Here is a 26696-nt window from a genome sequence, read left to right as displayed (position 1 = left end):
GTTCATCTCCTGGGCCTTTTGTACGCCCATGGGTAATGCTCTACTGTGCCGGTCCATGAGAATCCGCACGATCATCGCTCTGACCGGCGTGGCAGGGCTCCTTCTGACGGGTACGGCGCACGCCTACCCGATCAAGGACAAGGAGTTGACGAAGAACGCGCTCTACGAGTCCGGCGAGATCGCCGAGACCGAGTGCGAGGAACCGCCGATCAACGACGGCGATCTGACCCTGGCCAGGAAGTACTGGGCCGGGATCCAGGACTGCCTGAACACGGCCTGGGAGACGCACCTGACCCAGGCCGGGCTGCCGTTCAGCGAGCCCACCCTGAAGTTCGGGAAGATCCCCAGGAAGTTCTGCGGCTACACGATCGCCAAAGAGAGCTCGATGATGTACCACTGCCCGGCCTCGAACACCATCGTCGTGCAGATCGGAAAGGACTGGGTCAGACAGACGGACACCCTTTGGGAGTTCTACGTCATCGCCCAGATGTACGGCTATCACGTCCAGGACCTCGTCGGCGTCGAGAAGGCCTACCAGAAGGTGCCGTACGCCAACAAGAACGAGATGAACGAGCAGATCCGGCGGAATTTCCTGCAGACCAGCTGCCTGAGCGGCGTGTTCATGCGGAGTGTCTGGCCCTCCCTCGACCGTTCGGACAAGGACTGGAAGGAGTTGCAGAGCATGCTGAAGCGCAGCGGTGACGTCAAGGGCGAGCCCCGTGTCTACGGCAAGGGCAGCACCATGGCCTACTGGACCACACGCGGCTACACCACCGGCGACCCCGCCTCCTGCAACACCTGGGCCGCCCCCGCCTCCAAGGTCGCCTGACCAGGTCGAGACACGACCCGTCCTGTGAGGAACGCCGCCTCGCCGCCCTCACAGGACCAGCGCCACCACCCGTACGGCCGCCGTGCACAGGGCGACGAACCCGCCCAGGACGGCCAGCGCCCGCAGCCCCTCCTTGCGCAGGTCGGGCAGGCCGGAGCCGACCCGCTCCACCTCGCGGCCGACGATCCCCCCGCACACGACCCCGAACACGACGCCCGCGACGGCGACCGGGGCGGGTCGCTGCCACCACTCGACCGGCAGCGACCCGCCCAGGGCCAGCCAGAGGGCGACGGCGGCCAGGCCCGCGGCGGGCAGGCCCGGCCAGATAACGGCGGTCGCCAGCGAGCCCGTGAACGTCAGCGGGAAACCCAGCACCCGCAGCGCGCCCCGTACCCGGGCGGACTTGCGCTTCCTGACCAGCCAGTGCCCGGTCCAGACCGTGCGGGCCAGGACGGCGAACAGCCCGGTGACCGCGAAGGTCGCCAGCGGCCAGATCACCGAGGCCACCACGCAGGGCACCGCCAGCACCGCGAGCAGGACCAGGGCCATGTTCCCCGGGGGCAGCGGTCCCCGGGAGTCGTCCGGCACCGCCTCCGCCGCCGAGGCGACGTCCGCCCGCCGGACCTTGGAGGCCACCCGGGCGGCCGCGGCGGGCCGCCGTGCCTCCTTGGCCTGCACGCGGGCCGCGCGCGGGGACTCCTTGTCCGCAGGCCGTACGGCGGGCGAGGGCTCCTTGTCGGCGAGGCGGCCCGCACGCGAGGGCTCCTTGTCCGCGGGACGGGCCGCGCGTGAGGACTCCGGCCGGGTCTCCGGCTTGGCTCCCGGCTCCGCCCGGCTCTCCGTCTTCGCCCCGGTCTTGGCCCGGGGCTCCGTCTTCCTGGCCGTCGACGGCCCCGTCTTGCGCGAGCCCGCCTTCTCGGGGAGGGGCGCGGAGACCGGCTCGGCGGGGGGCGGCACCGAGGGCTTCACCGCCGCCCGGCGGGTGGCCGCCGGCTTCGCCGGGGTGGCACGTGCCAGCCGCGCCAGGCGGGCCGACAGCAGGGCGGCGGTGGGGCGCTTGGCGGCCTCGCGGTGCAGGGCGGCGCGCAGCAGGGGCAGCAGGATGGCCGGGACGCCGCTCAGGTCGGCCTGGCCGTTGAGGACGGCGTACATCTGCGCCTCGACCGTGCCCCGGCCGAAGGTGGGGCGGCCGGTGGCGGCGAACGCCACGGTGGCGGCCCAGGCGTGCACGTCGGCCGGTTCGCCCACGGGCTCGTCGGCGAACAGCTCTGGGGCGGCGTAGCCGGGGGTGCCGAGGAAGGTGCCGGTCATGGTGAGCCGGGTGGCGTCCAGCACCTGGGCGATGCCGAAGTCGATCAGGACGGGCTCGCTCGACGGGCCGACCAGGATGTTGGCCGGCTTGAGGTCGCGGTGCACGACCCCGGCGGCGTGGATGATCGCCAGGGCGGCGGCCAGTCCCTGGGCCAGGATGATCAGGTCGGCGCCGCGCAGCGGGCCGCCGCGCCGTACCCGGTCGAGGAGGGTGTCCCCCTCGATGTGCTCCATGACCATGTAGGGCCGGTCGCAGGTGAGGTCGGCGTCGAGGACCCGGGCGACGTAGGGGCTCTCGACCCGGCGCAGCGCGCGGACCTCGCGTTCGAGCCGGATGCGGGCCTCGGCGTCGGCGTCGACGGCGTCATGGAGCATTTTGAGCGCGACGTGCTCACCCCGCCGGGTCGTGGCGAGGTAGACCTCGCCCATCCCGCCCCTGCCGAGACGTTCCACCAGTGTGTACGGCCCGACGCGCCCGAGCCTGCCCACCCGCCCTCCAGCCATAGGAGACCACACCTTAGCGGGCGGGGACGGCCGATCTCCCGGCGGCGCGCCGTACGAGAAGGAAGATCAGCGAGAGGAACGGCGGGGGAACGCGTCACGACCGGCCGGCGGGCTCCCGTTCCGGGGACGCCAGCATGCTCTCCAGCTCGGCGACCGGCTCCGCGTCCAGGTCCCGGCGCTTCCTGTGCCTCCAGTACACGTGTCCCCGGCTCTCCAGGAACACCATCACCCGGTCGGCCCCGAACAGCACGGCGCCGATGAAGAGCAATGCGATCGCGGTGTCCATGCGGGCCAGTCAAGCCACGCCTGCCACGCCCCCCGGGTGCGACACGCGGTCACATACCCTGAGCGGCGAGGCGCTTTACCTGTTCATGGCCGCGCTGCGCACGGCGGCTCGGGGGCTGTGTCCATGGCCGCGCTGCGCACGGCGGCTCGGGGGCTCCTCGATCCGGCTCCCGCCCTCGTCACGTCCTCGCTTCGCTGCGGGCGTTCCTCGGTTGGTTCACCGGCGCCCCCTCGCGGGCTGCGGGCGTTCCTCGGTTGGTTCACCGGCGCCCCCTCGCGGGAGGCCGTGATCGTGGAAGAGGGCGCCGGGCGGCTCCCGGCGCCCTTTCGCGGTCAGGCGTTGGGGCAGGAGGCGATGATCGTGCCCGAGGACGTGCGCAGGTGGCCCTCGCCGGTGTAGACCCACTTGGTGGAGGTCAGCTCCGGCAGGCCCATCGGGCCGCGGGCGTGCAGCTTCTGGGTGGAGATGCCGATCTCGGCGCCGAAGCCGAACTCGCCGCCGTCGGTGAAGCGGGTGGAGGCGTTGACCGCCACGGCCGCGGAGTCGACCAGCGCCACGAACCTGCGGGAGGCGGTGACCGACCGGGTGACGATCGCGTCGGTGTGGGCGGAGCCGTACTTCCTGATGTGGGCCACCGCGTCCTCCAGGGAGTCGACCACGGCGGCGGCGATGTCCAGCGAGAGGTACTCGGTGCCGAAGTCCTCCTCGGTGGCCGGGACGACGCCCTCGCCGTGGGAGGCGATCCGCCCGTCGCCGTGCACCGTGACGCCCGCCTCGGCCAGGGCGGCCAGCGCGCGCGGCACGAAGGCGTCGGCGACGGCGGCGTGCACCAGGAAGGTCTCGGCCGCGTTGCAGACCGAGGGCCGCTGCGTCTTGGCGTTGAGCAGGATCTCCAGCGCCAGGTCGAGGTCGGCGTCGGCGTCGACGTAGACGTGGCAGTTGCCCACGCCGGTCTCGATGACCGGGACCGTGGACTCCTCCACCACCGAGTTGATCAGCGAGGCGCCGCCGCGCGGGATCAGCACGTCGACCAGGCCGCGCGCCTTCATCAGCGTCTTGACCGAGTCACGGGTCTGCCCGGGCACGAGCTGTACGGCTCCCGCCGGGACCTCGGTGCCGGCGAGCGCCTCCTGCATGATCCTCACCAGGACCGTGTTGGACTCATAGGCGCTGGAGGAGCCGCGCAGCAGGGTGGCGTTGCCGCTCTTGAGGCAGAGCGCGGCCGCGTCGACCGTGACGTTGGGGCGGCCCTCGTAGATGATGCCGATCACGCCGAGCGGCACCCGGACCTGGCGCAGCTCCAGGCCGTTGGGCAGCGTGCTGCCGCGGAGCACCTCGCCGACCGGGTCGGGCAGGTCGGCGATCTGGCGCACCGCCTCGGCGATGGCCTCGATCCGCCCGGTGTCCAGGCTGAGCCGGTCGATCATGTATGCGGAGGTGCCGTTCTCCCGGGCCTTGGCCACGTCGAGGGCGTTGGCCTCGACGATCTCGGCGGACCGGGTCACCAGCGCGTCGGCGATCGCCCGGAGCGCGGCGTCCTTCGGCGCCCGCGGCAGCGGGGCCAGCTCGGCGGCGGCCTCTTTAGCCGCCAGGGCTACCTTCAGGAAATCCTCGGACATGTGCGCTCCAGGGAGGGGACTAGTAGGTGGGCTCCAGTATGACGATGTCGTCACGGTGGATCAGCTCGCGTTCATATTCCGGACCGAGAGTGCTGGCCAGCTCGCGGGTGGAGCGGCCGAGCAGGTCGGGGATCTCCGCGGCGTCGAAGTTGACCAGGCCGCGGGCGACCACGTGGCCGTGCGGCCCGCACAGGTCCACCGGGTCCCCGGCGGCGAAGTCGCCCTCGACCGCGGTGACCCCGGCCGGCAGCAGCGACTTGCGCCGGGCCACGACGGCCTCGACCGCGCCCTCGTCCAGGTGGAGCCGGCCGCGGCCGGTGGTGGCGTGGGCCAGCCAGAGCAGCCGGGTGCCGGGGTGACGGCCGTCGGGGTGGAAGTAGGTGCCGATGTCGGCGCCGGCCAGGGCCTGGGCGGCGTGCGCGGCGGCGGTCAGCACCACGGGCACCCCCGCGCCGGTGGCGATCCGGGCCGCCTGCACCTTCGTGATCATCCCGCCGGTGCCGACCGCGCCGCCCTTGCCGAGCTCGACGCCGGCCAGGTCCTGGGGGCCGCGCACGTCGGCGAGCCTGCGCGCCCCGGGACGGCGGGGATCGCCGTCGTAGAGCGCGTCCACGTCGGACAGCAGCACCAGCGCGTCGGCGTGCGTCAGGTGGGCGACCAGCGCGGCGAGGCGGTCGTTGTCGCCGAAGCGGATCTCGTCGGTGGCCACGGTGTCGTTCTCGTTGACCACCGGGACGATGCCCAGCTCCAGCAGGCGGTTCAGCGTGCGCTGGGCGTTGACGTGGTGCGCGCGGCGCATCATGTCGTCGGCCGTCAGCAGCACCTGGCCGACGCGCAGGCCGTAGCGGGCGAAGGAGGAGGTGTAGCGGGCCACCAGCACGCCCTGGCCGACCGAGGCGGCGGCCTGCTGGGTGGCCAGGTCCCGGGGCCGGGCCGACAGGCCCAGCGGGCCGAGACCCGCCGCGATGGCGCCGGAGGAGACCAGCACGATCTGCGTGCCGGCCGTACGTCGGGCGGCGAGCACGTCGACCAGGGCGTCCACCCGGTCGACGTCGATCGTCCCCTGCGGTGTCGTGAGCGAGGACGACCCGACCTTCACGACGAGGCGCGAGGCCGTACGGATCCGGTCGCGGGCGGAGGTCGCCGGAGTCACAGGACGCACCTTTCAGGGACTTCGAGAGGGTGGGGCGGGCGTGAGCAGATTATCCAAGTCGGTCCGGGTCCGTCCGAGCCGTACGGCCCCGCAGCCGCCCGCGCGGACGCGAGACCGGCCGCGCGGACGCGAGACCGGCCGCACGGACGCGAGACCGGCCGCACGGACGCGAGACCGGCCTCGCGGGCATGAGAGCTAGCCGAGCCGGTTGTCCGTGCCGCGTGGCCCCTGGTGCACGGCCTCGGCGTTGAGCGTGGGCTGCCAGTCGAAGACGTAGCCGCCCTCCATCGGGCCGATGACGATCTCCGCCCCGGCCTTGGCGCCGGCCTTGGCGAGCTCCTCCTCGACGCCGAGGCGCTCCAGGCGGTCGGCCAGGTAGCCGACGGCCTCGTCATTGGTGAAGTCGGTCTGGCGGATCCACCGCTCCGGCTTGTTGCCGGTGATCTGGAAGGTGTTCTCGCCGACCTTCCGCACGGTGAAACCGGCCTCGCCGAGCTGCCGCGGCTTGATCACCAGACGGGTGGGCTCGGGGACGGGGGCGGCGGCGCGGGCCGCGGCGACCATCTCGCCCATGGCGTAGGTCAGCTCCTTGAGACCCTCGTGGGTGGCCGCGGAGATCTGGAAGACCCGCAGGCCCCGCTCCTCCAGCATGGGCCGGACGATGTCGGCCAGCTCGCGGGCGTCGGGCACGTCCGCCTTGTTGAGCACGGCCAGCCTCGGCCGGTCCTCCAGCTTGCCGTACGCCGCCAGCTCGGCCTCGATCACCTCGTAGTCGCTGATCGGGTCGCGGCCCGGCTCCATGGTGGCGCAGTCGATCACGTGCACGAGCGTGTTGCACCGCTCGACGTGGCGCAGGAACTCGTGGCCGAGCCCCTTGCCCTCGGAGGCGCCGGGGATCAGGCCGGGCACGTCGGCCACGGTGAAGACCGTGTCGCCCGCGGTGACCACGCCGAGGTTGGGCACCAGGGTGGTGAACGGATAGTCGGCGATCTTCGGCCGGGCCGCGCTGAGCGCCGCGATGAGGGAGGACTTGCCCGCGCTCGGGAAGCCGACCAGCGCCACGTCCGCGACGCTCTTCATCTCCAGCATCACGTCGAGCGCGTCGCCGGGCTCGCCGAGCAGCGCGAAACCGGGAGCCTTGCGCTTGGCGGAGGCCAGGGCCGCGTTGCCCAGACCCCCGTGGCCGCCCTCGGCGATGACGTAGCGGGTGCCGGCGCCGACCAGGTCGACGATGACCTCGCCGGTGGCGGCGTCCTTGACCACGGTGCCGTCGGGCACGGGCAGGATGACGTCCTCGCCGTTGGCCCCGTCGCGGTTGGAGCCGGAGCCCTGCTTGCCGTTGTCGGCCTTGCGGTGCGGGCGGCGGTGGTAGTCCAGCAGCGTGGCGGTGTTGCGGTCCACCTCCAGGATCACGTCGCCGCCCCGGCCGCCGTTGCCCCCGTCGGGCCCGCCCAGCGGCTTGAACTTCTCCCGATGGACAGAGGCGCAGCCATGCCCCCCGTCACCGGCCTTGATGTGCAGGACCACCTGGTCCACAAAGTCCGGCATGTCTGCTTTCCTACCCCCATCTACCGGGATCTCGCCTGCCGGGATCCCGTCTCACAACACGAACAGGGGCGGACCGCGCAACGCGATCCACCCCTGTCCTCAACGTCTTGCGGTGCGGATCTACTCCGCGACCGGGACGATGCTCACCGCGCGGCGACCGCGCTTGGTGCCGAACTGCACGTGACCCGCGGCCAGCGCGAACAGCGTGTCGTCACCGCCACGGCCGACGTTGTCGCCCGGGTGGAAGTGGGTGCCGCGCTGGCGGACGATGATCTCACCGGCGTTGACCAGCTGGCCGCCGAAGCGCTTCACGCCGAGCCGCTGGGCGTTGGAGTCACGGCCGTTCCGAGTGGACGACGCGCCCTTCTTGTGTGCCATCTCGCAAAACTCCCGAAACTCAGGCCTGGTTGATGCCGGTGATCTTCACCTGGGTGTACCGCTGACGGTGACCCTGGCGCTTCTTGTAACCGGTCTTGTTCTTGTACTTCAGAATGCGGATCTTCGGACCCTTGGTCTCGCCGAGGATCTCGGCGGCCACCGTGAACCGGCCCGCCTCGGTGGTCACGTCGCCGTCGTTGACGACGAGCACCGTCGGCAGCGTAACCGTGGAACCGACCTCGCCGGCGACCTTGTCCACCTCGAGGACGTCACCGACGGAGACCTTCTGCTGCCTGCCGCCGCAACGAACGATCGCGTACACCGCGGAACCCTTCTTCTGACTCAATGCTCGCTGGATGCTGCGCCCCGCATCCGGCTGCGGTCACTTGTCTGACCGACGAACCGGGTAGGCGCGCGAACAGGGCGCGCCACGAGCGCACCGATTCATCAGGGTACCGGACTACGGCGGCCTGGTCGAACCGGGCGGAACGTCGGGGTGCCGGCGCGACCCGCGCGCCGACGGTCACCGGACCCGACCTGGTCGTGCCCCGCGGCGCTCTGGCGCCGCGGGGCCCCGATCGGTCGGCCGGTTTTGGCCTTGATCAGTCGGCCGGCTTGGTCTTGCGGGAGCGTCGCCGTCCCCGGCCGGAGGCCTGTGCGCTCTGAGCGTCGTCAGCCTGGACGTCGACGAGCGCATCGGTCACCGTATCACGCCCGGACTGGTCCCCGGCCGCGACGGCGCTCGACCCCTCCTTGCCGCCCAGCTTCTCGGCGACGCTCTTCTCCACGGCCATCTTGCCCTGGGTGCCGCGCGGTTCGGGCTTGCCGTCGACCGGCTCGGTCGAGATGTGCAGGCCCCGCCCGTTGCAGCACTCGCAGACGGTCGAGAACGCCTCCAGCAGGCCCTGACCGACCCGCTTGCGGGTCATCTGGACCAGGCCCAGGGAGGTGACCTCGGCGACCTGGTGCTTGGTACGGTCCCGGGCCAGGCACTCCAGCAGCCGCCGCAGCACCAGGTCCCGGTTGCTCTCCAGCACCATGTCGATGAAGTCGATGACGATGATGCCGCCGATGTCGCGCAACCGGAGCTGGCGCACGATCTCCTCGGCCGCCTCCAGGTTGTTGCGGGTGACGGTCTCCTCGAGGTTGCCGCCCTGCCCGGTGAACTTGCCGGTGTTGACGTCGACGACGGTCATCGCCTCGGTCCGGTCGATCACCAGCGAGCCGCCGCTGGGCAGCCAGACCTTGCGCTCCATCGCCTTGGAGATCTGCTCGTCGATCCGGTAGGCCGAGAAGACGTCACCCTCCTCGTCCCACTTGGTCAGGCGGTCGGCCAGGTGCGGGGCGACGTAGCGGACGTATTCGTCCACCGTCTCCCACGCCTCGTCGCCCTGGACGACCAGGGAGGCGAAGTCCTCGTTGAAGACGTCGCGGACCACCCGGACGGTCAGGTCGGGCTCGGAGGACAGCAGCTCCGGCGCGCTGGCCGACTTGGCCTTGCGGCGGATGTTGTCCCACTGCGCCGAGAGCCTGGCCACGTCGCGGCCGAGCTCCTCCTCCGAGGCGCCCTCGGCGGCGGTCCGGACGATCACACCGGCGTTCTCGGGCATGACCTTCTTCAGGATGCCCTTCAGCCGGGTGCGCTCCTTGTCGGGGAGCTTGCGGCTGATGCCGGTCATCGAGCCGTCGGGCACGTAGACCAGGTAACGGCCGGGGAGGCTGATCTGGGAGGTCAGGCGGGCGCCCTTGTGCCCCATCGGGTCCTTGGTGACCTGGACGAGCACGGACTGCCCGGACTTCAGGGCCGCCTCGATCCGCTTGGGCTGGCCCTCCAGGCCCGCGGTGTCGAAGTTCACCTCGCCGGCGTACAGCACCGCGTTGCGGCCCTTGCCGATGTCGACGAACGCCGCCTCCATGCTGGGCAGGACGTTCTGCACCTTGCCGAGGTAGACGTTGCCGACGTACGACTGGCTCGCCTCGCGGTCGACGTAGTGCTCGACGAGGATGTCGTCCTCCAGCACCGCGATCTGGGTGCGGCCGCCGGTGCGGCGGACCACCATCATGCGCTCGACGGACTCGCGGCGGGCCAGGAACTCCGACTCGGTGATGATCGGAGGACGCCTGCGGCCGAGCTCGCGGCCCTCGCGGCGGCGCTGCTTCTTGGCCTCCAGCCGGGTCGAGCCGCGCACGCTCTGCACCTCGTCCATCGAGGTGCTGCGCCCGGCGCGGGGCGCGCGGATGCGCACCACGGTGTTCGGCGGGTCGTCCTGGGCCTCGACGGCGTCGTCGGAGCCGCGGCGGCGCCGGCGGCGGCGACGGCGGGAGCTGCCGCCCTCCTCCGCCTCGCCCTCGGCCTCCGCGGAGGTCTCCTCTTCCTCCTCGGCCGGCTCGGCCTCGGTCTCCTCGGCCTCGTCCAGCTCGCGCGCCCGGCCGCGGCCGCGGCCTCCCCGGCGGCGGCGACGGCGACGGCCGCCGCCCTCGTCGCCCTCGATCTCCTCGTCCTCGGTCTCCTCCGGCTCCTCGGCCGTCTCAACCTCCGCCTCGGCGGGCTCGGGCTGCCGCTCCGGAGCGGGGCGGGCCTGCGGCTGCTCGGCGCGGTAGGGGTCGGGGGCCTGGAAGAGCGGCTGGAAGACCGCGGCGGGCGCCTGGAAGGTCACCGACGGCACCTCGGCGCGCCGTTGCGCGGTCAGCCCGAACGGGTCGGTGAACAGGTCGCCCGGCTCCTCCACGATGTCCTCGCCGGCCGGCTCGTCGTCGAGCGGCTCGTCGGCGGGCATGGCCAGCAGCAGGGACGCGGCGACCTCCTCGGCCTCGGCCTCGGTCAGGTCGAGCGACGGGTCGGGCTCCAGCGGCACCGGCTCGGTGCGCGCAGGCTCCTCCTGGACCGCCTTCTTGCGCGAGCGGGTCCGCTTGGCCGGAGCGGGCGCGGGCGCCTCCTCCTGCGCGGCCGGGGCCTCGCTCTCCGGCCGCTCCGTCTCCGTCTCCGTCTCTGCCGCCGCCTCGGCCTCGGCGGGCGCGGCGGTCACGGGAGCCTCGGCCTGCTCGGCGTCGGCCTTCTTCGTACGGCCGCGCCGCGTGGTGGTGCCGGCGGCGGCCGTCGTCCGGCGCCGGGCGGCGCGCTTGGGCGCCTCCTCGGCAGGGGCCTCCCCGGCGGGCGTCTCCTGCTGCCCGGCCGTGCTCACCGTGCTCTCGGCAGCCGCTGCCGCCGCGGTCACGGTGACGACCGGCGGTGCGCTCCCGGGCTCCGGATCCTCCGGCGGAGGACCGGCGGGCCTGCTGGCGGCCCTGCGACGGCGCGTCGGCTGGGCTGGCTGTTCTGTTGTATCCCCGGCAGGGCCGTTGGCCCCGGCATTGGGCTCGTTGTCGAGCATGCGGGCGTTCTCCCGTCAGCTCCCGGGCGCGTCTCCGCGCCGCGCGGGAGCTCTCGTCTCTCGCTGTCCGCCGGGCGTGCGCCCGGCGCCAAGTCCTATAGGTCGCCGTCGACGTGCCCGCCCGCCGGTCCCGTTTCGCCGCCGCGCGAAGTGTCGCGGTCAAGGTCGAACGGGTCGACGGGGCCACCGATTCGCACGTCCAGCGGCCCCTGCGCCAGCCTGGTCACCTCAGGGGGTGACGGCGGCGCGAAGTCGGCCACGAGACGCAGTCCGGTGAGGACGTCGTCGGGTCGAACGGCAGGAGTTGCGTGCCGTACAACCATGCGAAGTATGACACATGACTGACTGATCGCCTGACCTGCTGTTGTCCCGCTCCCCTCGGCCGTGGTCAGGCTCAGCACCGCTTCCCGCGCGTCGAAGCGGCGCATCCCCTTCTTGGTCAGGCGCTCCACCTCGATCCGCTCGGCGGCGTTGAACCGCTCGACCGCGACCGCGGCGAGGGCGAGGTCGGCTCCCGGCAGACGCAACTCCCACGCCGAGCACTCCAGGCGGTCGGCCAGGCTCCCCGAACCCGCCTCGACGACGTCGAGAACGTCGAGACCGGGTGGCAGCGAGCCGTCCAGGGCGGCTTTGAGCCGGCCGGGATCGCACTGCCGCGTCACGCTGATCTCGAGGTACTCGGCCTCGCTGGCGACTCCGGTCGGGGCGGCCGCCCCCACGTAGGAGATCTTCGGATGCGGTGAGAAGCCCGCGCTGAACGCCACAGGGACCTCGGCCCGGCGTACCGCCCGTTCGACGGCTCGGGAGATGTCACGGTGGCTGGTGAAGCGCAGGCGCCCGCGCTTGGCGTAGCGCACGCGCAGGCGCTGCACCGGGGGCGCGGGCGGAGGGCCGTCGGGAGCGGGTTTCAGAGCTCTACCGTCCTTTCTGAATCGCGACTGTCATTCCAGAATAGGTCGTGCTCACGCACCGTCCATCCGGGGCGACCGCCGGTTACGCACGCGCGGCCCCGGTGGGGCGCCGCGCGGGGACTATACGACCGTCAGCGGCAGGAGCTTCCTGCCCGTGGGGCCGATCTGGATCTCGGTGCCCATCGAGGGGCAGACCCCGCAGTCGTAGCAGGGGGTCCAGCGGCAGTCCTCGACCTCGACGTCGTTGATCGCGTCCTGCCAGTCCTGCCAGAGCCACTCGCGGTCGAGCCCGGCGTCGAGGTGGTCCCAGGGCAGGACCTCGTTCTCCTCGCGCTCGCGCGTGGTGTACCAGTCGACGTCGACGCCGGCCTTGGCCGCGGCGTCCATCCAGCGCTGGAAGGAGAAGTGCTCACTCCAGCCGTCGAAGCGGCCGCCGTCCTGCCACACCGCGCGGATGACCGCGCCCACCCGGCGGTCGCCCCGCGACAGCAGCCCCTCCACGATCGAGGGCTTGCCGTCGTGGTAGCGCATGCCGATGGCCCGGCCGTACTCCTTGTCGCCGCGCAGGGTGTCCTTGAGCGCCTTGAGCCGACGGTCCACCGTCTCGTGGTCGGCCTGGGCCGCCCACTGGAAGGGGGTGTGCGGCTTGGGCACGAACCCGCCGATGGAGACCGTGCAGCGGATGTCCCTGGAGCCGGTCGCCTCGCGGCCCGCCTTGATGACCTTCCTGGCCAGGTCGGCGATGCCCAGGACGTCGGCGTCCTCCTCGGTGGGCAGCCCGCACATGAAGTAGAGCTTCACCTGCCGCCAGCCCTGGGTGTAGGCGGTGGTGACGGTGCGGATCAGGTCCTCCTCGGTGACCATCTTGTTGATCACCTTGCGCATGCGCTCGGACCCGCCCTCGGGGGCGAAGGTCAGGCCGGACCGGCGGCCGTTGCGGGAGAACTCGTTGGCCAGGTCGATGTTGAAGGCGTCGACCCGGGTCGAGGGCAGCGACAGCGAGGTGTTGGTGCCCTCGTAGCGGTCGGCCAGGCCCTTGGCGACGTCGCCGATCTCGGAGTGGTCGGCGCTGGACAGCGAGAGCAGTCCCACCTCGTTGAAGCCGGAGGCCTTGACGCCCGCCTCGACCATGTCGCCGATCGTGGTGATGGACCGCTCGCGCACCGGACGGGTGATCATCCCGGCCTGGCAGAAGCGGCAGCCGCGGGTGCAGCCGCGGAAGATCTCCACGCTGAACCGCTCGTGCACGGTCTCGGCCAGCGGGACCAGCGGCTTCTTGGGGTAGGGCCACTCGTCCAGGTCCATGACGGTGTGCTTGTGCACCCGCCACGGCACGCCGGAGCGGTTGGGCGCCACCCGCCGGATGCGGCCGTCGGGGTGATAGTCGACGTCGTAGAACTTGGGCACGTAGACCCCGCCGGACTCGGCCAGCCGCATGAGCAGCTCGTCGCGCCCGCCGGGCGAGCCCTCGGCCTTCCACTCGCGGATGACCTCGGTGATCGCGATGGCGATCTGCTCGCCGTCGCCCAGCACGGCGGCGTCGAGGAAGTCGGCGATCGGCTCGGGGTTGAAGGCCGCGTGGCCTCCGGCCAGCACGATCGGGTCGTCGTCGCCGCGGTCGGCCGCCTCCAGCGGGATGCCCGCCAGGTCCAGGGCCGTCAGCATGTTGGTGTAGCCGAGCTCGGTCGAGAAGGAGAGGCCGAGCACGTCGAAGGCGCGCACGGGCCGGTGCGCGTCGACCGTGAACTGCGGGACGCCCTCGGCGCGCATGAGCGCCTCCAGGTCCGGCCAGACCGCGTAGGTCCGCTCGGCGAGCGTCCCGGGCATCTCGTTGAGGATCTCGTAAAGAATCTGGACGCCCTGGTTGGGCAGTCCGACCTCGTAGGCGTCGGGATACATCAGAGCCCAGCGGACGGTGGCCTCGTCCCAGTCCTTGACGGTCGAGTTGAGCTCACCGCCGACGTATTGGATCGGCTTGCTCACCTTCGGCAGCAGCGCTTCCAAACGCGGGAACAGAGACTCTACAGGCTGAGACTCGACAGACATGTGTCCAAGGGTATCCGCTAAAAAGGATGCCACAGGCGGTCGTCACCCGCTCGCAGGGAGTCAAGCCGGTGCCGCAGCTCGTCGCGGGCCACCGGGTCGCGGTGTGCGTTGCGCAGGATCGCGGTGAGCGTCTGCAGCTCCCGCATGTCGCGCATCACCGGGTACCCCGCCCAGGCGGTCAGGTCGTGGCCGTAGGCCCGGACGAAACCGGCCCGCTGCTCCCCGGTCAGCCCGAAGCGCACCCCCTGCAGGGTGGGGATCAGGTCGGTCTCCCGCGGCCCCGCGCACACCGAGTCCCAGTCGCACAGCAGCAGCCCGTCCGGGGTTCGGATCAGGTTGCCCCGGTGGGCGTCGCCGTGGATGAGGCCGTACGGCAGCGCGAACCGCGTCCGCTCGTAGTAGGTCTCCGCGAGCTCGTCGCAGCGCCCGCGCAGCCAGTCCAGCTCCTCCCGCCCGAGCACGCGGCAGGCGTCGATCGCCCGGCGCACCGGCCCGAAGGGGTCGTGGGTCGGCAGCTCGAAGGGGACCGGCGGCAGCTCGTGCAGCCGCCGCAGGATCGTCCCCAGCTCCACCGGGTCCGGCGCCGGTCCCACATGCCGCTCGTGGTGCCAGAAGGTCACCAGGAACCCCTCCGCGGCGACCGGCTGCCCGACCTCCAGCGGCCGGACCGTGGGGAAGCCCTGGTCGGACAGCCAGCGGGTGATCCGGACGGAGGTCGTCAGCCGGTCGTACTTGCCCGGGGCCGCCGCCTGCGCCAGCCTGACCACCGCCCCCTCGGCGGGCAGGTGGTAGACCGCGCTGGCGAAGTCGCGCAGGAGCCTGACCCCCCGGGTGTCCAGCCCGGCCCTCTCACAGGCCAGCCGGAGCGCCTCGGCGGGGGTCCGGCCGAGGATCTCCCCCTCGGCGGCGATCGTCATGTCATCGGCTCCTCTCTGAGATCGCGTGCCGGGCCTGCTGCGGCAGTCCGACCTCGCAGAAACTCTCGATCCGCCGGGCGATCCGCTCCCCGTCCGGCCGGCCGGACACCAGCGCGCGGCCGGTCTCCAGGGTGGTGCCCAGGCTGCTGATGCGCCGGTCCGGAGGGAGCGCGAGGATGGGCGCCATGGCCTCCTCCGCGCCCTCGGCGTCGCCCTCCATCAGGTGGGCGACCACCAGGTGGGCGCCGGCCATGGACTCGCAGCCGTAGGAGCGGTTCTCCGGCTCCCCCGCGGCGTACAGGGCCAGCGACTCCCGCGCCGCCTCGACGGCCCGGGCCGGGTCGCCCAGGTGCAGGTGGGTGACGGCCGCGTAGTAGCGCTCCTTGGCCGGGGTGAAGGCGAACTCCCCGGAGATCTCGTCGTGCAGCTCGTCGACCCCGGCCACGCGGGCGTCCCGCGCGCGGGCGAGCGCCTCGACGGCCTCGCGGGCCCGGCCCAGCAGGGCGTGGCACCGGGCCCTGAGCATGTGCAGCCGGGTCGCGCCGGAGCCCGCGCGCAGGTGGGTCAGCCCCTCCTCGGCGTAGCGGGCCGCGTCGCCGTAGCGCCTGTCCCACATCGCCACCGACGACTGCATGCCGCGCGCCCAGCCCATCAGCGCCGGGTGCCCGGCCACCTTGCCGTAGGTCCACGCCGCCCGGGCGAGGGTGTCGGCGGGGATGCGGCGGTCCATGTCCATGCTGACGTTGGCCATCAGCCCGCTCAGCGCGCCGGTGAGGAAGTACAGCTCCCTGGCCTGGCCGGGATGGATGCGCTTGTCCAGCGCCCGGCGGGTGCGCTCCTGCAGCTCCCGCATCTCCACGAACAACGGCAGCGGGGCCTCGGAGACGTAGCGCTTGCCCACCCAGACCACCTGGGTGCGCAGCCGCTCCAGCGCGCCGGAGCCCAGCTCGCTCGCCTCGGCCTGCTCGGCGTGGGTGCCCGCCTCGTCGGCGGCCGCGGCGATCAGGTCCACCGCGGGCGGCGGCGCGGCGCGCAGCCCCTCGGGCGTGTAGTCCTGCGCGAAGCCGAGCTGGACGGGCCCCGTCTCGAAGAGCCGGCACAGCAGGTCGGTGTAGTCGCGGTCGGGCCGTCCGCCCGCCTCCCACTCGCGCCAGGAGCGCTCACTGAGCCCGCGCCGCCGGATCCCCTGCCGGTCGCACATCGCGTGGAAGCGCTCGATGGCCTCCTCCACGGTCCAGCCGTGCGCCAGCCGCCAGCACTTGAACCTGCTCTGCTGCGGGGCGCAGGCGTGGATCTCCTCCACCATCCGCTGGATGACGGCCGCGGAGGGCGGGCCGGACAGGCCCGTCAGCGTCCTGTTGCGGATGATGGTGGCGTAGGCCAGCGTGGCGCGGTCTCCGCCACGCGAACTGTGGGTCATCGGCGCTCCCGGCCGTCTGTGCGAGGGATCGTCTTCACGCTAGTGGTCCGGCCGGTGCCGGGTGGGCTGAGAGCCGGCCTCCGCCGCGGAGGCCGTCCCCTCATGAGGCGGCGCCGCCCCCGCCGATGGGCACGATCGTCCCGCCGTTGCGGAGCTGGGCCTGGAAGAGCTGGCCGCACAGGCTGCCGGGGGTCGCGGCGAACCACACCGCCGGCGGGCTGCCCGCCGACACCGCGGCCCACCGGCCTCTGCTGAACACGATCCGGTAGTCGGGGAACGCGGTGCGCAACAGCTCCAGCGCGCGCTGCCGCTCGGCGAGCTCGGATGTCACGGCCCCTCCGTCATCACGGGTTCCGGCGTCGTTTCCACAATGTTCGCCCGCGGCGCGCAATACCAGTGAGAGCGCGGGACCGCGTGCATGCGGGCGGCTCTCATGTCAGGCCCGAGTCGGAGCCCGCGGTCAGACCGGGTGCCGCTCGCGCATGTGGATCGCCTGGAGCAGCCCGACGGCGATCATGTTGGCGAAGGTCGCGGTTCCGCCGTAGGAGACGAACGGCAGCGGCAGACCGGTGATCGGCATGATCCCGATCGTCATGCCGACGTTGATCAGCGTCTGGAAGCCCAGCCAGCACACGATCGCGCCGGCCACCAGCATGCCGAACCGGTCCTCGCACTGGCGCGCGATCCGCAGCCCGCGCAGCAGGACCACGCCGAGCAGCATCACCACGGTGACCGAGCCGAGGAAGCCGAACTCCTCGCCCGCGACGGTGAAGACGAAGTCGGTGTGCTGCTCGGGGACGAACCGGCCCATGGTCTGGCCGCCGCCGAACAGGCCCTTGCCGAACAGGCCTCCCGACCCGACGGCGTTCAGCGACTGGGTGCTGTTGTAGCCCACGCCCCGGGGGTCGGTGGCCGGATCGATGAAGGCGGTGAAGCGCGCGACCTGGTACGGCTTCAGCACGCCCAGGAACCACACGGCCGCTCCCGCGGCGGCCACGGCCAGCGCCAGCAGGATGATCCAGCGCTTGCGCAGCCCGCCGAGGATGAGCACACCGGCCGTGATCACGGCCAGGACCATCGTCGTGCCGAAATCGGGCTGCATCATGACCAGGCCCATGGTGAGCGCGGCCACCGCCAGCGCCGTCATCACGCCCAGCCCGCGCGGCCGGTCGTCGCCGTCGGCGGGCTGGGCCAGGAGCATGGCCAGCATCAGCGCCAGGCCGAGCTTGGCGAACTCCGAGGGCTGCAGGGCGAAGCCTCCGCCCAGCATGATCCAGGAGTGGGCGCCGTTGACCTCGGAGCCGACCGGTGTGACCACCAGGATCAGCCCGAGCAGGGCTCCGCCGTACACCAGCGGCGTGTAGGCCCGCAGCACCCGGTGGTCCACCGTGGCCGCCGCCACGGCCAGCGCGACGCCGATGCCGACGTTGAGCAGGTGCTTCTTGACCAGGCCCGTGGCCCCCGGCGCCCAGGTCCTGCTGGAGGACCAGACCAGCAGCGTGCCGATCAGCAGGAGCGCGGCCACCGCGACCAGCAGCAGGCCGTCCACGCGGTGCACCGCCGAGGAGGCCCCGGCCGCCCGGCGCGTCGAGAACCGGCTCCGTGCGGCCGTCACCCGGCTCACCATGTGGTCCCCCCGCCCGTGCTGACCTGGCGCGCGACCGTCCCGTCCGGCTTGATCGCCGGCGGCTTGGCCGCGGGGACCCTGGCCTTGAGCGCGCGGGGAGCGGGCGCGCCCTCGGGGGTGAAGCCGTAGATGCCCTCGTAGATCTTGCGTACGGCCGGGGCCGCGCTCTCGCTGCCCATGCCGCCCTGGGACACCATGACGACGACCACGAACCGGGGGTCCTCCACGGGCGCGAACGAGGCGAACCACGAGGTGTCGGCCTTGCCGTACACCTCGGCGGTACCGGTCTTGCCGCCGATCCGCACCTTCTTCATCGGGAACCCGATGAACGCCCCCGCCGCCGTGCCGTCGGAGGCGACCTGGCTCAACGCCCCCTTGATGTAGGCCCGCTCCTCCCCGGAGAGCGGCAGCTTGCCGCGGACCGGCACCTTGATCTCCTTGACCTTGGTGCCGTCCGGCCGCACCAGCATCCAGCCCACCCGGGGGCTGCGCAGCCTGCCGTCGCCGACCAGCGCCGCGTAGGCCGTCGCCAGTTGCAGCGGCGTCACCAGCACGTCACCCTGTCCGATGGAGAAGTTGGCCGCGTCGCCGGGGCGCAGCCGGTCGCCCTCCAGGCAGTTGTCACGCGCCAGCGCCTTGAGGAAGCCGGCCCGTTCCTTGTCCTTCCTGGCGACCTCCGGATAACCGGTCTTGGCCCGGCGGCAGTTGTCCTCCTTGGTGGCCGTCCACACCTCCTTCTTCCAGGCGCGGTCGGGGATCCTGCCCGGGGACTCGCCCGGCAGGTCGACGCCCGTGCGACGGCCGAACCCGAAGGCCCTGGCGGTGTTCGCCATGACCTCCTTGGGCTTGCCCTTGGGCTTCATGCCGCCGTCGCGCACCCACTGCTGGAACGCCGCCCGGTAGAAGATCGTGTCGCACGACTTCACCAGCGCCGTGTGCAGGCTCATCACGCCCAGCGCCCGGCCGCGGAAGTTGTTGAAGGTCCGGCCGCCGACCTTGAAGGAGCCGGGGCAGTTGTAGCTGCCGTACATCGGGTATCCGGCCCGCAGCATCGCCGTGACCGACGACATCTTGAACGTCGAGCCGGGGGCGAACTCCCCCTTGATCGCCCGCGAGATCAGCGGCTTGCCCGACTTGTCCGACAGCAGCCGCCGGTAGCCCGCCTCGGTGATGCCCCCGGTCCAGATCGCCGGGTCGTAGGTGGGCGCGCTGGCGATCGCGATGATCCGCGAGGTCCGCGCGTCCAGCACCACCCCGGCCGCGCCGTCGGCGTGCGGGGCCTTCTTCATCGCCTCGGCCAGCGCCTTCTCGGTCACCGCCTGCACCTTGGCGTCGATGCTGGTGATGAGGGTGTGCCCGGGCACCGAGGGCACCTCGTGCTCGGTCCCCAGGACCCGGCCCAGCCGGTCCACCTGCACCCGCTTACGTCCGGGCGTGCCGCGCAGCTCACGGTCGTACACCGACTCGAGTCCGTCCCGGCCCGCCACGTCGATGCCGGAGAACTCCGTTTTGAAGCCCTCGCGGCGATCCAGTTCCTCCTGCGTGACCGGCTGCAGGTAGCCCAGCGCCTGCACGGCCTCGCTCTTGCCCGGATGATCCCGTACGGCCTGCTCCTTGGCCGTGACCCCCGGGAAGTCCTCCTGGTGTTCCAGGATCTGCAGGGCCTGGCGGGTGGTCACGTCGACGTCGATGGGGACCGGCTGGTGGGGCGAGCCCGCCCAGCACGGACGGGAGACCGAGGGCCCGCACGGCCTGATGCGCAGGCTCAGGTCCGCGGGGTCGCGGCCGAGCACCGCGCCCAGCCGCGCCATCACGGCCGCGCCCTTGTCCTTCATCCGGCCCAGTGCCGTACGGTCCACCGAGACCACCAGCGCCGTCCGGTTGCGCACCAGCGGCCGCCCCGCGGAGTCGAGGATCTGTCCCCGCACGGCTGGTACGACGACCTCGCGCGTGCGTGTCTGCGTCGCCGCGGCCACGTACTTCGCGCCGTCGGCCACCTGCACCTGCCAGAGCCGGGCGCCGAGCATCAGCAGCAGGGCCAGCGTCAGCGCCTGAAGCACCCGCAGCCGTCTCCGTATGAAGCTCACGGATGGCTCCGTACGGCGTAGCGGGCCCACGACACGGTCCGCGGGTTGCCCCGGACGACCCTCGTCACCGCCCACACCACCGGCGGCGCGGCGACCATGTTGCACAGCACCGCCGCGGGCAGCACGTCCCCGAGCGTCTCCGGGATGATCCGGATCTCGCCCAGCAGCCCGCCGGCCGCCACCATGACCGGCGGACCGGCCGCCGCGCAGACCAGCGCCACCATGGGCCCGGCCTCGGGACGGATCTCCGCCACCCGGCCGGCGACGAACCCGATCAGGCACAGCACCAGCGCGTGCTGTCCCATCACGTGCGCGACCGGCGGCAGCAGGTCGCTGGCCAGTCCGGCGGTGAACCCCATCACCGTCCCGGCCTCGGACCCCCGGACCAGCGCGTAGCCCACCACGCCCAGCAGCGCCAGGTCCGGCGCGACCTGCCAGGGCACCGGCACCCTGTTGACGATCATCACCTGCGAGACCATCACCGTCAGCAGCAGGCCCAGGGACATCCAGTCACGTCCCGCCATTCGGATCTCCTCCCGTAGCCCCCGCCGCCGGCTCCGGCAGCACGGGCAGGACCCCGTCACGCGGGTCCCTGCGCGGCGGCTCGACCACCACGCCCACCACCCCCAGCGCCGTCAGGTCGGCGAACGGCCGCGCGTAGGCGATCCGGGTCAGCTCACCCGGCGTCGCCTCGACCTTCTCGATCACTCCGATCGGCACCCCCGCCACGTACGGCACGCCGCGCTGGGAGCCGAAGCTCACTATCCGGTGGCCGGGGGTGAGCGGCGCGGTGGAGTCGAGCAGGCGGAACCTGAGCAGGCGGCCGTACTCGCCGGCGCCGTTCACCACCCCGATCTCATCGCCGCCCTCCAGCCGGCCCCCCACCGCGGAGGCGGGGTCGCTGATCAGCACCACGGTCGAGGTGGACGGTCCCACCCGGATGACCCGGCCGACCAGGCCGTCGCCGTTGAGCACCGTCATCTCCGGCCGCACCCCGTCGGCCTCGCCGACGTCGAGCTCGACGGCCTCCTCGAAGCCCGGCGCACCCCGCCGGGCGATCACCTGGGCGGGCACGACCTTGTATCCCCCTGCGCCCGCCGCGCCGAGCATGTGCTGCAGCTCCTGGGATCTTCTGCGGTCCAGGGCCTGGGCCGCCAGCTCCTGTTTGAGCCGGTCGTTCTCCCTGCGCAGCTGCTCGATCTGCCGCTGGGCCCCGGGCGCCTCCAGCAGCGCCTGCAGGAACCGGCCCACCGGCTGCACGATCCCGGATCCCACCTGCTCGACGCCGCCCAGCACGGACGTACCGGCTCCCTTGACCGGGGCGAGCGGAGAGCCGTCCCCGGTGCGGTGGTCCACGGTCATGATCACCAGAGCCGTGGCCAGCAGCAGCCCCAGAATCGCCCGCGCCCGGCGTGTGTCCTTCATCTCAGTGCCGCGGTTCCGGTACGAGGACCTGCTGCAGGGCCTCGAAGTCCTCCACGCACTTGCCCGACCCCAGCACGACGGAGTCGAGCGCGTTGTCCACCCGGTGGATCGGCATCCCCGTCTCGTCCCTGAGCCGCTCGTCCAGGCCCGCCAGCAGCGCCCCGCCCCCGGTGATCGCGATCCCCCGGTCCATCAGGTCGCCGGACAGCTCCGGCGGGCACTTGTCCAGCGTGGTCTTCACCGCGTCCACGATCGCGTTCACCGGTTCCTCGGTGGCCGCGCGGATCTCCGACGCCGTGACGATCACCGTCTTGGGCAGGCCGCTGACCAGGTCGCGGCCCCGGATCTCGGCGTGTCTCTCCTCGGAGAGCGCGCAGGCCGAACCGATCGACATCTTGATCTCCTCAGCGGTGCGTTCACCGAGCATGAGGGCGTACTCCTTCTTCGCGAAGTTGATGATCGCCTGGTCAAGCTCGTCGCCGCCCACCTTGACCGACTGGCAGGTCACCACACCGCCCATCGAGATGATGGCGACCTCGGTGGTCCCCCCGCCGATGTCGACCACCATGTTGCCGGTGGGTTCGTGCACCGGCAGGCCCGCTCCGATCGCCGCGGCCATCGGCTCCTCGACGATGTAGACCCGCCGCGCCCCGGCCTGGTATCCGGCCTCCTTCACCGCGCGCTGCTCGATGCCGGTCATCCCGCTCGGCGCGGCGATGACGATGCGCGGCTTGGCGAAGGGCCGGCGCTTGTGCACCCGCTGGATGAAGTAGCGCAACATGCGCTCGGCGACGTCGAAGTCCGCGATGACCCCGTTCCGCAGCGGGCGGACGGCGACGACGTCGTTGGGTGTTCGGCCGATCATCCGCTTGGCCTCGATGCCGATGGCCAGGATCTTGCCGGTGCTCGTGTTGATCGCCACCACGGACGGCTCGTTGAGGACGATACCGCGCCCCCGGACGTAGACGAGTGTGTTGGCCGTGCCCAGGTCGACCGCCATGTCACGGCCGAGGAACGCGAATTTACTGCCCATGGAAGGCGCCCCTTCCTTCCGTCAGGTCCCCGGAAAAACTACGGAGAGAACGTGAACCGCTACCTGACGTACCCACCAATGGGCGTTATGCGCAGATTCGCCTCACAAAAATCTCAGGGGCACACGAACACCACGGGCCCCGCCATCCCCAGGGAATGACGAGGCCCGGTGGCGCCGGGAAATCCGGTGCGAACCTCAGAAGCGGTCCGGGAAGAAAATCTTGATCTCACGGGCGGCGGACTCGGGCGAGTCGGAGCCGTGGACCACGTTCTCGCCGATCTCCAGGGCGTGGTCGCCGCGGATGGTGCCGGGAGCGGACTTGACCGGGTCGGTCAGGCCCGCCAGGGCGCGGAACGCCTCGACGGCGCGGGGGCCCTCGAGCACCAGCGCGACCAGCGGGCCGGAGGTGATGAACTCGACCAGCTCGCCGAAGAACGGCCGCTCGGAGTGCTCGGCGTAGTGCGCCTTGGCGGTCTCGGCGTCCAGGGTGCGCAGGTCCATCGCCACGACCTTCAGGCCCTTGCGCTCGACGCGGGCGATCACGTCGCCGATGAGACCCCGCGCGACGCCGTCGGGCTTGATCAGGACAAGAGTGCGCTCGGACACTGATGTTCTCCTTCGAACATGGATGACTCGCAGAGTGCGGTGAACGGGCGAAGTTTATCGTCCTCGGCGCCGCCCCCCGTGCTCGGCGGGCTCACCCGCCGGCCGGCCTGTCGCCGATGGAGTCCTCCGGCGAGGCCATCGGCGAGGGCACCACCGGCGAAGTGTCGGATCCATCCGGCTCGCCGGACTCCGCTCCGATCTTCGCCTCGGCCGCGCCGGGCCTCACGACGGGCAACGCCTCGGTCATCGCCGCGGCCACCGCGTCGGCCTTCGCCGCGGGCGTGGCGGGCGTCACGGGTGTCGTCGCGGTCTCCGCCGGGGCGGGCGCCACCGGGGACGCCGTGCCGGCCGCTGTGTCGGACTCCGTCCCCGTCGCCGTGTCGGCTTTCGCCGCGAACGCCGTACCGGTCTCCGGGACGGGTGAGCGGCGGGCCAGGACGGCGCCGAGCACGATCACCGCGACGACCAGGACGCCGCCGATCAGCGCCCACAGGTGCAGGGCGCTCACGAACGCGTCGACCAGCCCCTGCGGGGTGTCGGCCTCCTTCAGCCGGGTGAACTGGATTCCGCTGCCCAGCAGGAAGCCCGCGAGCACGCCGGGGAAGAACAGCGACATCCCGAAGAGCGCGGTGCCCACGCCGGACGGGCGCAGGACGGAGGCCAGGGCCGCCGCGGTGCCGACCGCGAGCAGCACGAACGGGATGATCAGCGCGGGCCCGTCGGTGGCGGGCAGCAGGAAGCGGACCGCGCACAGCCCGGCCACCACCGCCACCAGGCCGCCGGCCGCGACCGGGGGCATGAGCGACTCGCTCACCCGGTCGGCCAGCAGGGCCGCGGCCAGGGCGGCGACCCCCGCGATCAGGAAGGCCGGCCAGAGCCCGGACAGCCCGGGACCGCCCAGCCCGCCGAGCTCGACGTAGGTGACCTGGGCCGCGGTGGGCAGGACCACCACGCCCACCGCCACCATCGTGTAGGACAGGGCGCGCCCGCCCAGGCCCTCGAAGGTGCCGACCGACGCCAGGCCCAGCAGGGCCACGACCGACAGCACGGCGGCGAGGATGACGAGGTCGGGAGGCCAGTCGAAGGTGGTGCCCAGCCCGAGGAGGGCGATGCCCAGTGCCGGCGTGGCGGTCATCAGCAGCCGCCCGCGCTCGGCGCCCTTCGGGCCCGCGGCGGCGCCGTCGCCGCCCTTGAGCCAGAGCACGAGGTAGAGCCCGGCCAGTCCGAGCGCGATGCCGGTCAGCAGCGGGTACGGCTGGAGCGTGATCTGCCACGAGGTGGCCTCGTCCAGCGGCCAGAGCGCCAGCGCCTGGGCCGACAGCAGGCTCACCGCGAGCGTGCCCGCCCACACCGCGCGCAGGATCCGGGGCCGCTCCCACACCGCCACCAGCGTGGCGGGAACCAGGAGACCGGCGCCGATCCCGTGCACCGTGCGCAGCAGCGCCACCACCGTCGGGGAGTCGGCGTATCCTCCGGCCACGTCGGCGACGGCGAGCAGCGCCAGCCCGCCGACGAGGATCGGGGCCGCTCTCAGACGGCGTACGGCCACCGCGGCCAGCGGGACGGTCAGCACCATCGCCGGCAGGGCCAGCCCGTGCGCCCGGATCATCTCGATCTGGGAGACACCCGGCGGGAGCAGTGCCGCCACCACCGAGACGGTGTTCGGGATGGCGACGATCGCCAGCGGAAGCGCCACCGCGACGAGCAGTCCGAGGACGACATCGAGCAGCAGGGACAGACGGAACGTGCGCGACGGGGCGGTGGACCCTGTGGCCACCGCCTGCGTCGGCTGCATAGGGGGGACGGCCATGTAGGCCGACTTTAGCGGGAAGTCACGCCTTCGACACGGCGAGCGACGAATATCGCGGTAATCCACAGAGCCGCGAAGATCACTCCGAGGAAGAACATGGTCGGCACGAGGAAGCCCGAGGCGATCGCGAGCACCTGCACGACACTTCCCGCGATGTAGGCGAGAGGGCGCTTGAGCATGCCGATGACCAGCACGCACAGGATCGCCAGGCCGATGCCGACGGTCACCGCGACCGGCGGCTCGACACCCTGGACGTTGATCGCCACCGGGGTGATGAGCCCCACGACGATCGCCTCCATGCCGAGCACGCTGGCGCACAGCCGCCGCATGCCCGGGGTGACCGTGATCATCTCTCGTTTTCCCTCCGGCGGCCGGTCGTCGCTCACCTGGCCTCCTCCACCTTGAGCAGGACCCGCGCGTCGCCCGCGGTGACCACCGAGCCGGTGATCAGCACGCCCGCCCCGGTGTGCTCCCCCGCCTCGTCGGCCAGTCCGACGCCGATGTCGATGGCGTCGTCCAGCCGCTCGGCCCGGTTCACCCGCTCGGGCCCGAAGACGTCCTCCGCCAGCGCGGCGAGCGCGGCCACGTCCATGGAGCGGGGCGAGGAGTTGCGGGTCACCACGATCTCGTCGAACATCGGTTCCATCAGCTCCAGGATGCCCTGTACGTCCTTGTCCTCGAACACGGCGACCACGCCGATGAGCCGGGAGAAGCCGAAGGACTCGTGGACGGCCTCCAGGGTGGCCTGGACCCCGCCGGGGTTGTGCGCGGCGTCCAGCAGGACGGTGGGGCCCCTCCGGACGACCTCCAGCCTGCCCGGCGAGCGCACCTGCAGGAACGCCTGACGGACCAGCTCCGGGTCGAGGGGATCGTCCCCGGCCGTCAGCGCCTCCACCGCCGCCAGCGCGCAGGCGGCGTTGCCCGCCTGGTGCGCGCCGTACAGCGGGAGCAGGACCTCCTCGTAGTCGCCCTTGAGGCTCTTCAGGTGGAGCAGCTGCCCGCCGATGGCCAGTTCCCGGCCCAGCACCCCGAACTCCAGGCCCTCCCTGGCCACCGTCGCCCCGGCCTCCACGGCCTTGCGCATCAGCACTTCGGCCGCGGGAAGCTGCTGCTGGGCCAGCACGACGGTCGCGCCGGGCTTGATGATGCCGGCCTTCTCCCCCGCGATGGTCGCCACGTCGTCGCCGAGGTAGTCCGTGTGGTCCAGGGAGATGGGGGTGATGACCGCCACGTTCCCGTCCGCGACGTTGGTGGCGTCGAAGCTGCCGCCCATCCCGGTCTCGACGACCGCGACGTCCACGGGCGCGTCGGCGAAGGCGGCGAAGGCCATCGCGGTGAGGGTCTCGAAGAACGAGAGCCGCCTGCCCCGGGCGTCGATCATCTCGAGGTAGGGAGCGATGTCCTCGTAGACCTCGGCGAAACGCTCCTCGCTCAGCGGGACCCCGTCGACGCAGATGCGCTCTCGCATGGAGACCAGATGCGGGCTGGTGAAACGGCCGACCCGGAGGTTGCGCTCACGCAGGATGGTCTCGATCATCCGCGTCGTGCTCGACTTGCCGTTCGTGCCGGCGACGTGGATGACCTGGTAGGAGCGTTGCGGGGAACCGAGCACGTCCATGAGTGCGGCGATCCTGTCGAGAGCGGGCTCGAAGTTCCACTCGACGCCGCGTTTCATGATTTCAAGTTCAACCGCTCGATAATCCACGGCTCCAGCCTACTGACCCCGCCCGCCCCCTCCCGACCGCCGTCCGCCCCTCCCGGCGCCGGGCTGCCGCTCCGGCCGGGGACGACCCCTGGGGAAAACCCCCGGAAACA

At 72.1% G+C, this 26696-nt stretch carries 23 protein-coding genes; 1 reads left to right on the top strand and 22 read right to left on the bottom strand.

The window, feature by feature from the left end; all coding sequences use genetic code 11:
* Positions 1–55: 55 nt before the first annotated feature.
* A complete protein-coding gene (locus tag Pta02_RS35730) occupies positions 56–829 on the top strand; it encodes a neutral zinc metallopeptidase (RefSeq protein WP_203879443.1) in 774 nt (257 codons plus the stop codon).
* Positions 830–877: 48 nt separating this feature from the next.
* Here the strand turns inward: Pta02_RS35730 and Pta02_RS35725 are convergent, their stop codons facing one another.
* From Pta02_RS35725 to Pta02_RS35620, 22 genes are all read right to left on the bottom strand, one after another.
* Positions 878–2644, bottom strand: coding sequence for a serine/threonine-protein kinase (locus Pta02_RS35725; RefSeq protein WP_239131494.1), 1767 nt, complete (start codon positions 2642–2644; stop codon positions 878–880).
* A 94-nt stretch (positions 2645–2738) separates the two neighbouring features.
* Entirely contained in the window at positions 2739–2930 is a 192-nt protein-coding gene (locus tag Pta02_RS35720) for a hypothetical protein (protein ID WP_203879442.1), read from the bottom strand.
* Positions 2931–3262: 332 nt separating this feature from the next.
* Positions 3263–4549 (bottom strand): glutamate-5-semialdehyde dehydrogenase, encoded by a 1287-nt coding sequence (locus tag Pta02_RS35715; protein ID WP_203879441.1) that lies wholly within the window; start codon positions 4547–4549, stop codon positions 3263–3265.
* A 19-nt stretch (positions 4550–4568) separates the two neighbouring features.
* Positions 4569–5702, bottom strand: coding sequence for a glutamate 5-kinase (proB, locus tag Pta02_RS35710; protein WP_239131493.1), 1134 nt, complete (start codon positions 5700–5702; stop codon positions 4569–4571).
* 195 nt (positions 5703–5897) lie between these two features.
* On the bottom strand, positions 5898–7250 hold the full coding sequence (gene obgE, locus Pta02_RS35705; RefSeq protein WP_203879440.1) for a GTPase ObgE: 1353 nt from the start codon (positions 7248–7250) through the stop codon (positions 5898–5900).
* 120 nt (positions 7251–7370) lie between these two features.
* A complete protein-coding gene (rpmA, locus tag Pta02_RS35700; RefSeq protein WP_049575729.1) occupies positions 7371–7628 on the bottom strand; it encodes a 50S ribosomal protein L27 in 258 nt (85 codons plus the stop codon).
* A 19-nt stretch (positions 7629–7647) separates the two neighbouring features.
* Positions 7648–7950: a 50S ribosomal protein L21 gene (gene rplU / locus Pta02_RS35695; RefSeq protein ID WP_068925702.1), complete on the bottom strand. Its 303-nt coding sequence runs from the start codon at positions 7948–7950 to the stop codon at positions 7648–7650.
* A gap of 280 nt (positions 7951–8230) precedes the next feature.
* A complete protein-coding gene (locus Pta02_RS35690) occupies positions 8231–10999 on the bottom strand; it encodes an Rne/Rng family ribonuclease (protein ID WP_203879439.1) in 2769 nt (922 codons plus the stop codon).
* A 95-nt stretch (positions 11000–11094) separates the two neighbouring features.
* Positions 11095–11871: a TIGR03936 family radical SAM-associated protein gene (locus tag Pta02_RS35685; RefSeq protein ID WP_239131492.1), complete on the bottom strand. Its 777-nt coding sequence runs from the start codon at positions 11869–11871 to the stop codon at positions 11095–11097.
* Positions 11872–12030: 159 nt separating this feature from the next.
* Positions 12031–13956 carry a TIGR03960 family B12-binding radical SAM protein gene (locus Pta02_RS35680; RefSeq protein WP_203879438.1) on the bottom strand — a complete coding sequence of 642 codons (1926 nt, stop codon included), beginning with the start codon at positions 13954–13956 and terminating at the stop codon, positions 12031–12033.
* 17 nt (positions 13957–13973) lie between these two features.
* Positions 13974–14873, bottom strand: a complete 900-nt coding sequence (locus Pta02_RS35675) for a phosphotransferase family protein (protein ID WP_203879437.1) — start codon at positions 14871–14873, stop codon at positions 13974–13976.
* Between the two features lies 1 nt (position 14874).
* A complete protein-coding gene (locus Pta02_RS35670) occupies positions 14875–16293 on the bottom strand; it encodes an NsdA family TPR-like regulatory protein (RefSeq protein WP_203879436.1) in 1419 nt (472 codons plus the stop codon).
* Between the two features lie 100 nt (positions 16294–16393).
* Complete coding sequence (locus Pta02_RS35665) at positions 16394–16624, bottom strand: hypothetical protein (RefSeq protein ID WP_203879435.1); 231 nt, start codon at positions 16622–16624, stop codon at positions 16394–16396.
* Between the two features lie 129 nt (positions 16625–16753).
* The gene (rodA, locus tag Pta02_RS35660; protein ID WP_307837515.1) at positions 16754–17908 is read right to left on the bottom strand and encodes a rod shape-determining protein RodA; all 1155 of its coding nucleotides are present in this window, start codon (positions 17906–17908) and stop codon (positions 16754–16756) included.
* Positions 17909–17913: 5 nt separating this feature from the next.
* Positions 17914–20007, bottom strand: coding sequence for a penicillin-binding protein 2 (mrdA, locus tag Pta02_RS35655; RefSeq protein ID WP_275423644.1), 2094 nt, complete (start codon positions 20005–20007; stop codon positions 17914–17916).
* A complete protein-coding gene (gene mreD, locus Pta02_RS35650) occupies positions 20004–20531 on the bottom strand; it encodes a rod shape-determining protein MreD (protein ID WP_203879433.1) in 528 nt (175 codons plus the stop codon). Before mreD ends, mrdA begins: the two co-directional genes overlap by 4 nt.
* Entirely contained in the window at positions 20518–21432 is a 915-nt protein-coding gene (gene mreC, locus Pta02_RS35645; RefSeq protein WP_203879432.1) for a rod shape-determining protein MreC, read from the bottom strand. Before mreC ends, mreD begins: the two co-directional genes overlap by 14 nt.
* Position 21433: 1 nt before the next feature.
* Positions 21434–22465 (bottom strand): rod shape-determining protein, encoded by a 1032-nt coding sequence (locus Pta02_RS35640; RefSeq protein ID WP_203879431.1) that lies wholly within the window; start codon positions 22463–22465, stop codon positions 21434–21436.
* 195 nt (positions 22466–22660) lie between these two features.
* Positions 22661–23071: a nucleoside-diphosphate kinase gene (gene ndk, locus Pta02_RS35635; RefSeq protein ID WP_068898916.1), complete on the bottom strand. Its 411-nt coding sequence runs from the start codon at positions 23069–23071 to the stop codon at positions 22661–22663.
* A 91-nt stretch (positions 23072–23162) separates the two neighbouring features.
* The gene (locus tag Pta02_RS35630; RefSeq protein ID WP_203879430.1) at positions 23163–24881 is read right to left on the bottom strand and encodes a hypothetical protein; all 1719 of its coding nucleotides are present in this window, start codon (positions 24879–24881) and stop codon (positions 23163–23165) included.
* Between the two features lie 11 nt (positions 24882–24892).
* Complete coding sequence (locus Pta02_RS35625) at positions 24893–25267, bottom strand: DUF4233 domain-containing protein (RefSeq protein ID WP_239131491.1); 375 nt, start codon at positions 25265–25267, stop codon at positions 24893–24895.
* Positions 25264–26556, bottom strand: a complete 1293-nt coding sequence (locus tag Pta02_RS35620) for a bifunctional folylpolyglutamate synthase/dihydrofolate synthase (protein WP_203879429.1) — start codon at positions 26554–26556, stop codon at positions 25264–25266. The genes Pta02_RS35625 and Pta02_RS35620 overlap by 4 nt, the downstream gene beginning before the upstream one ends.
* Between the last annotated feature and the right edge of the window lie 140 nt (positions 26557–26696).

Origin of the sequence: Paraplanobispora takensis, from assembly GCF_016863195.1 — a bacterium.
GTDB classification, from domain to species: Bacteria; Actinomycetota; Actinomycetes; order Streptosporangiales; family Streptosporangiaceae; genus Planobispora; species Planobispora takensis.
Note: the sequence above shows the minus strand (reverse complement) of the source record. Positions and strands in the feature narration are given on the sequence as shown.

Excerpts from the sequence above, each read along its gene's own strand:
- Pta02_RS35730 (WP_203879443.1), top strand. The coding sequence starts at position 56 with ATGAGAATCCGCACGATCATCGCTCTGACCGGCGTGGCAGGGCTCCTT.
- Pta02_RS35725 (WP_239131494.1), bottom strand. The coding sequence starts at position 2,644 with ATGGCTGGAGGGCGGGTGGGCAGGCTCGGGCGCGTCGGGCCGTACACA.
- Pta02_RS35720 (WP_203879442.1), bottom strand. The coding sequence starts at position 2,930 with ATGGACACCGCGATCGCATTGCTCTTCATCGGCGCCGTGCTGTTCGGG.
- Pta02_RS35715 (WP_203879441.1), bottom strand. The coding sequence starts at position 4,549 with ATGTCCGAGGATTTCCTGAAGGTAGCCCTGGCGGCTAAAGAGGCCGCC.
- obgE (WP_203879440.1), bottom strand. The coding sequence starts at position 7,250 with ATGCCGGACTTTGTGGACCAGGTGGTCCTGCACATCAAGGCCGGTGAC.
- rpmA (WP_049575729.1), bottom strand. The coding sequence starts at position 7,628 with ATGGCACACAAGAAGGGCGCGTCGTCCACTCGGAACGGCCGTGACTCC.
- Pta02_RS35690 (WP_203879439.1), bottom strand. The coding sequence starts at position 10,999 with ATGCTCGACAACGAGCCCAATGCCGGGGCCAACGGCCCTGCCGGGGAT.
- Pta02_RS35680 (WP_203879438.1), bottom strand. The coding sequence starts at position 13,956 with ATGTCTGTCGAGTCTCAGCCTGTAGAGTCTCTGTTCCCGCGTTTGGAA.
- Pta02_RS35675 (WP_203879437.1), bottom strand. The coding sequence starts at position 14,873 with ATGACGATCGCCGCCGAGGGGGAGATCCTCGGCCGGACCCCCGCCGAG.
- Pta02_RS35670 (WP_203879436.1), bottom strand. The coding sequence starts at position 16,293 with ATGACCCACAGTTCGCGTGGCGGAGACCGCGCCACGCTGGCCTACGCC.
- mreD (WP_203879433.1), bottom strand. The coding sequence starts at position 20,531 with ATGGCGGGACGTGACTGGATGTCCCTGGGCCTGCTGCTGACGGTGATG.
- mreC (WP_203879432.1), bottom strand. The coding sequence starts at position 21,432 with ATGAAGGACACACGCCGGGCGCGGGCGATTCTGGGGCTGCTGCTGGCC.
- Pta02_RS35640 (WP_203879431.1), bottom strand. The coding sequence starts at position 22,465 with ATGGGCAGTAAATTCGCGTTCCTCGGCCGTGACATGGCGGTCGACCTG.
- Pta02_RS35630 (WP_203879430.1), bottom strand. The coding sequence starts at position 24,881 with ATGGCCGTCCCCCCTATGCAGCCGACGCAGGCGGTGGCCACAGGGTCC.
- Pta02_RS35620 (WP_203879429.1), bottom strand. The coding sequence starts at position 26,556 with ATGAAACGCGGCGTCGAGTGGAACTTCGAGCCCGCTCTCGACAGGATC.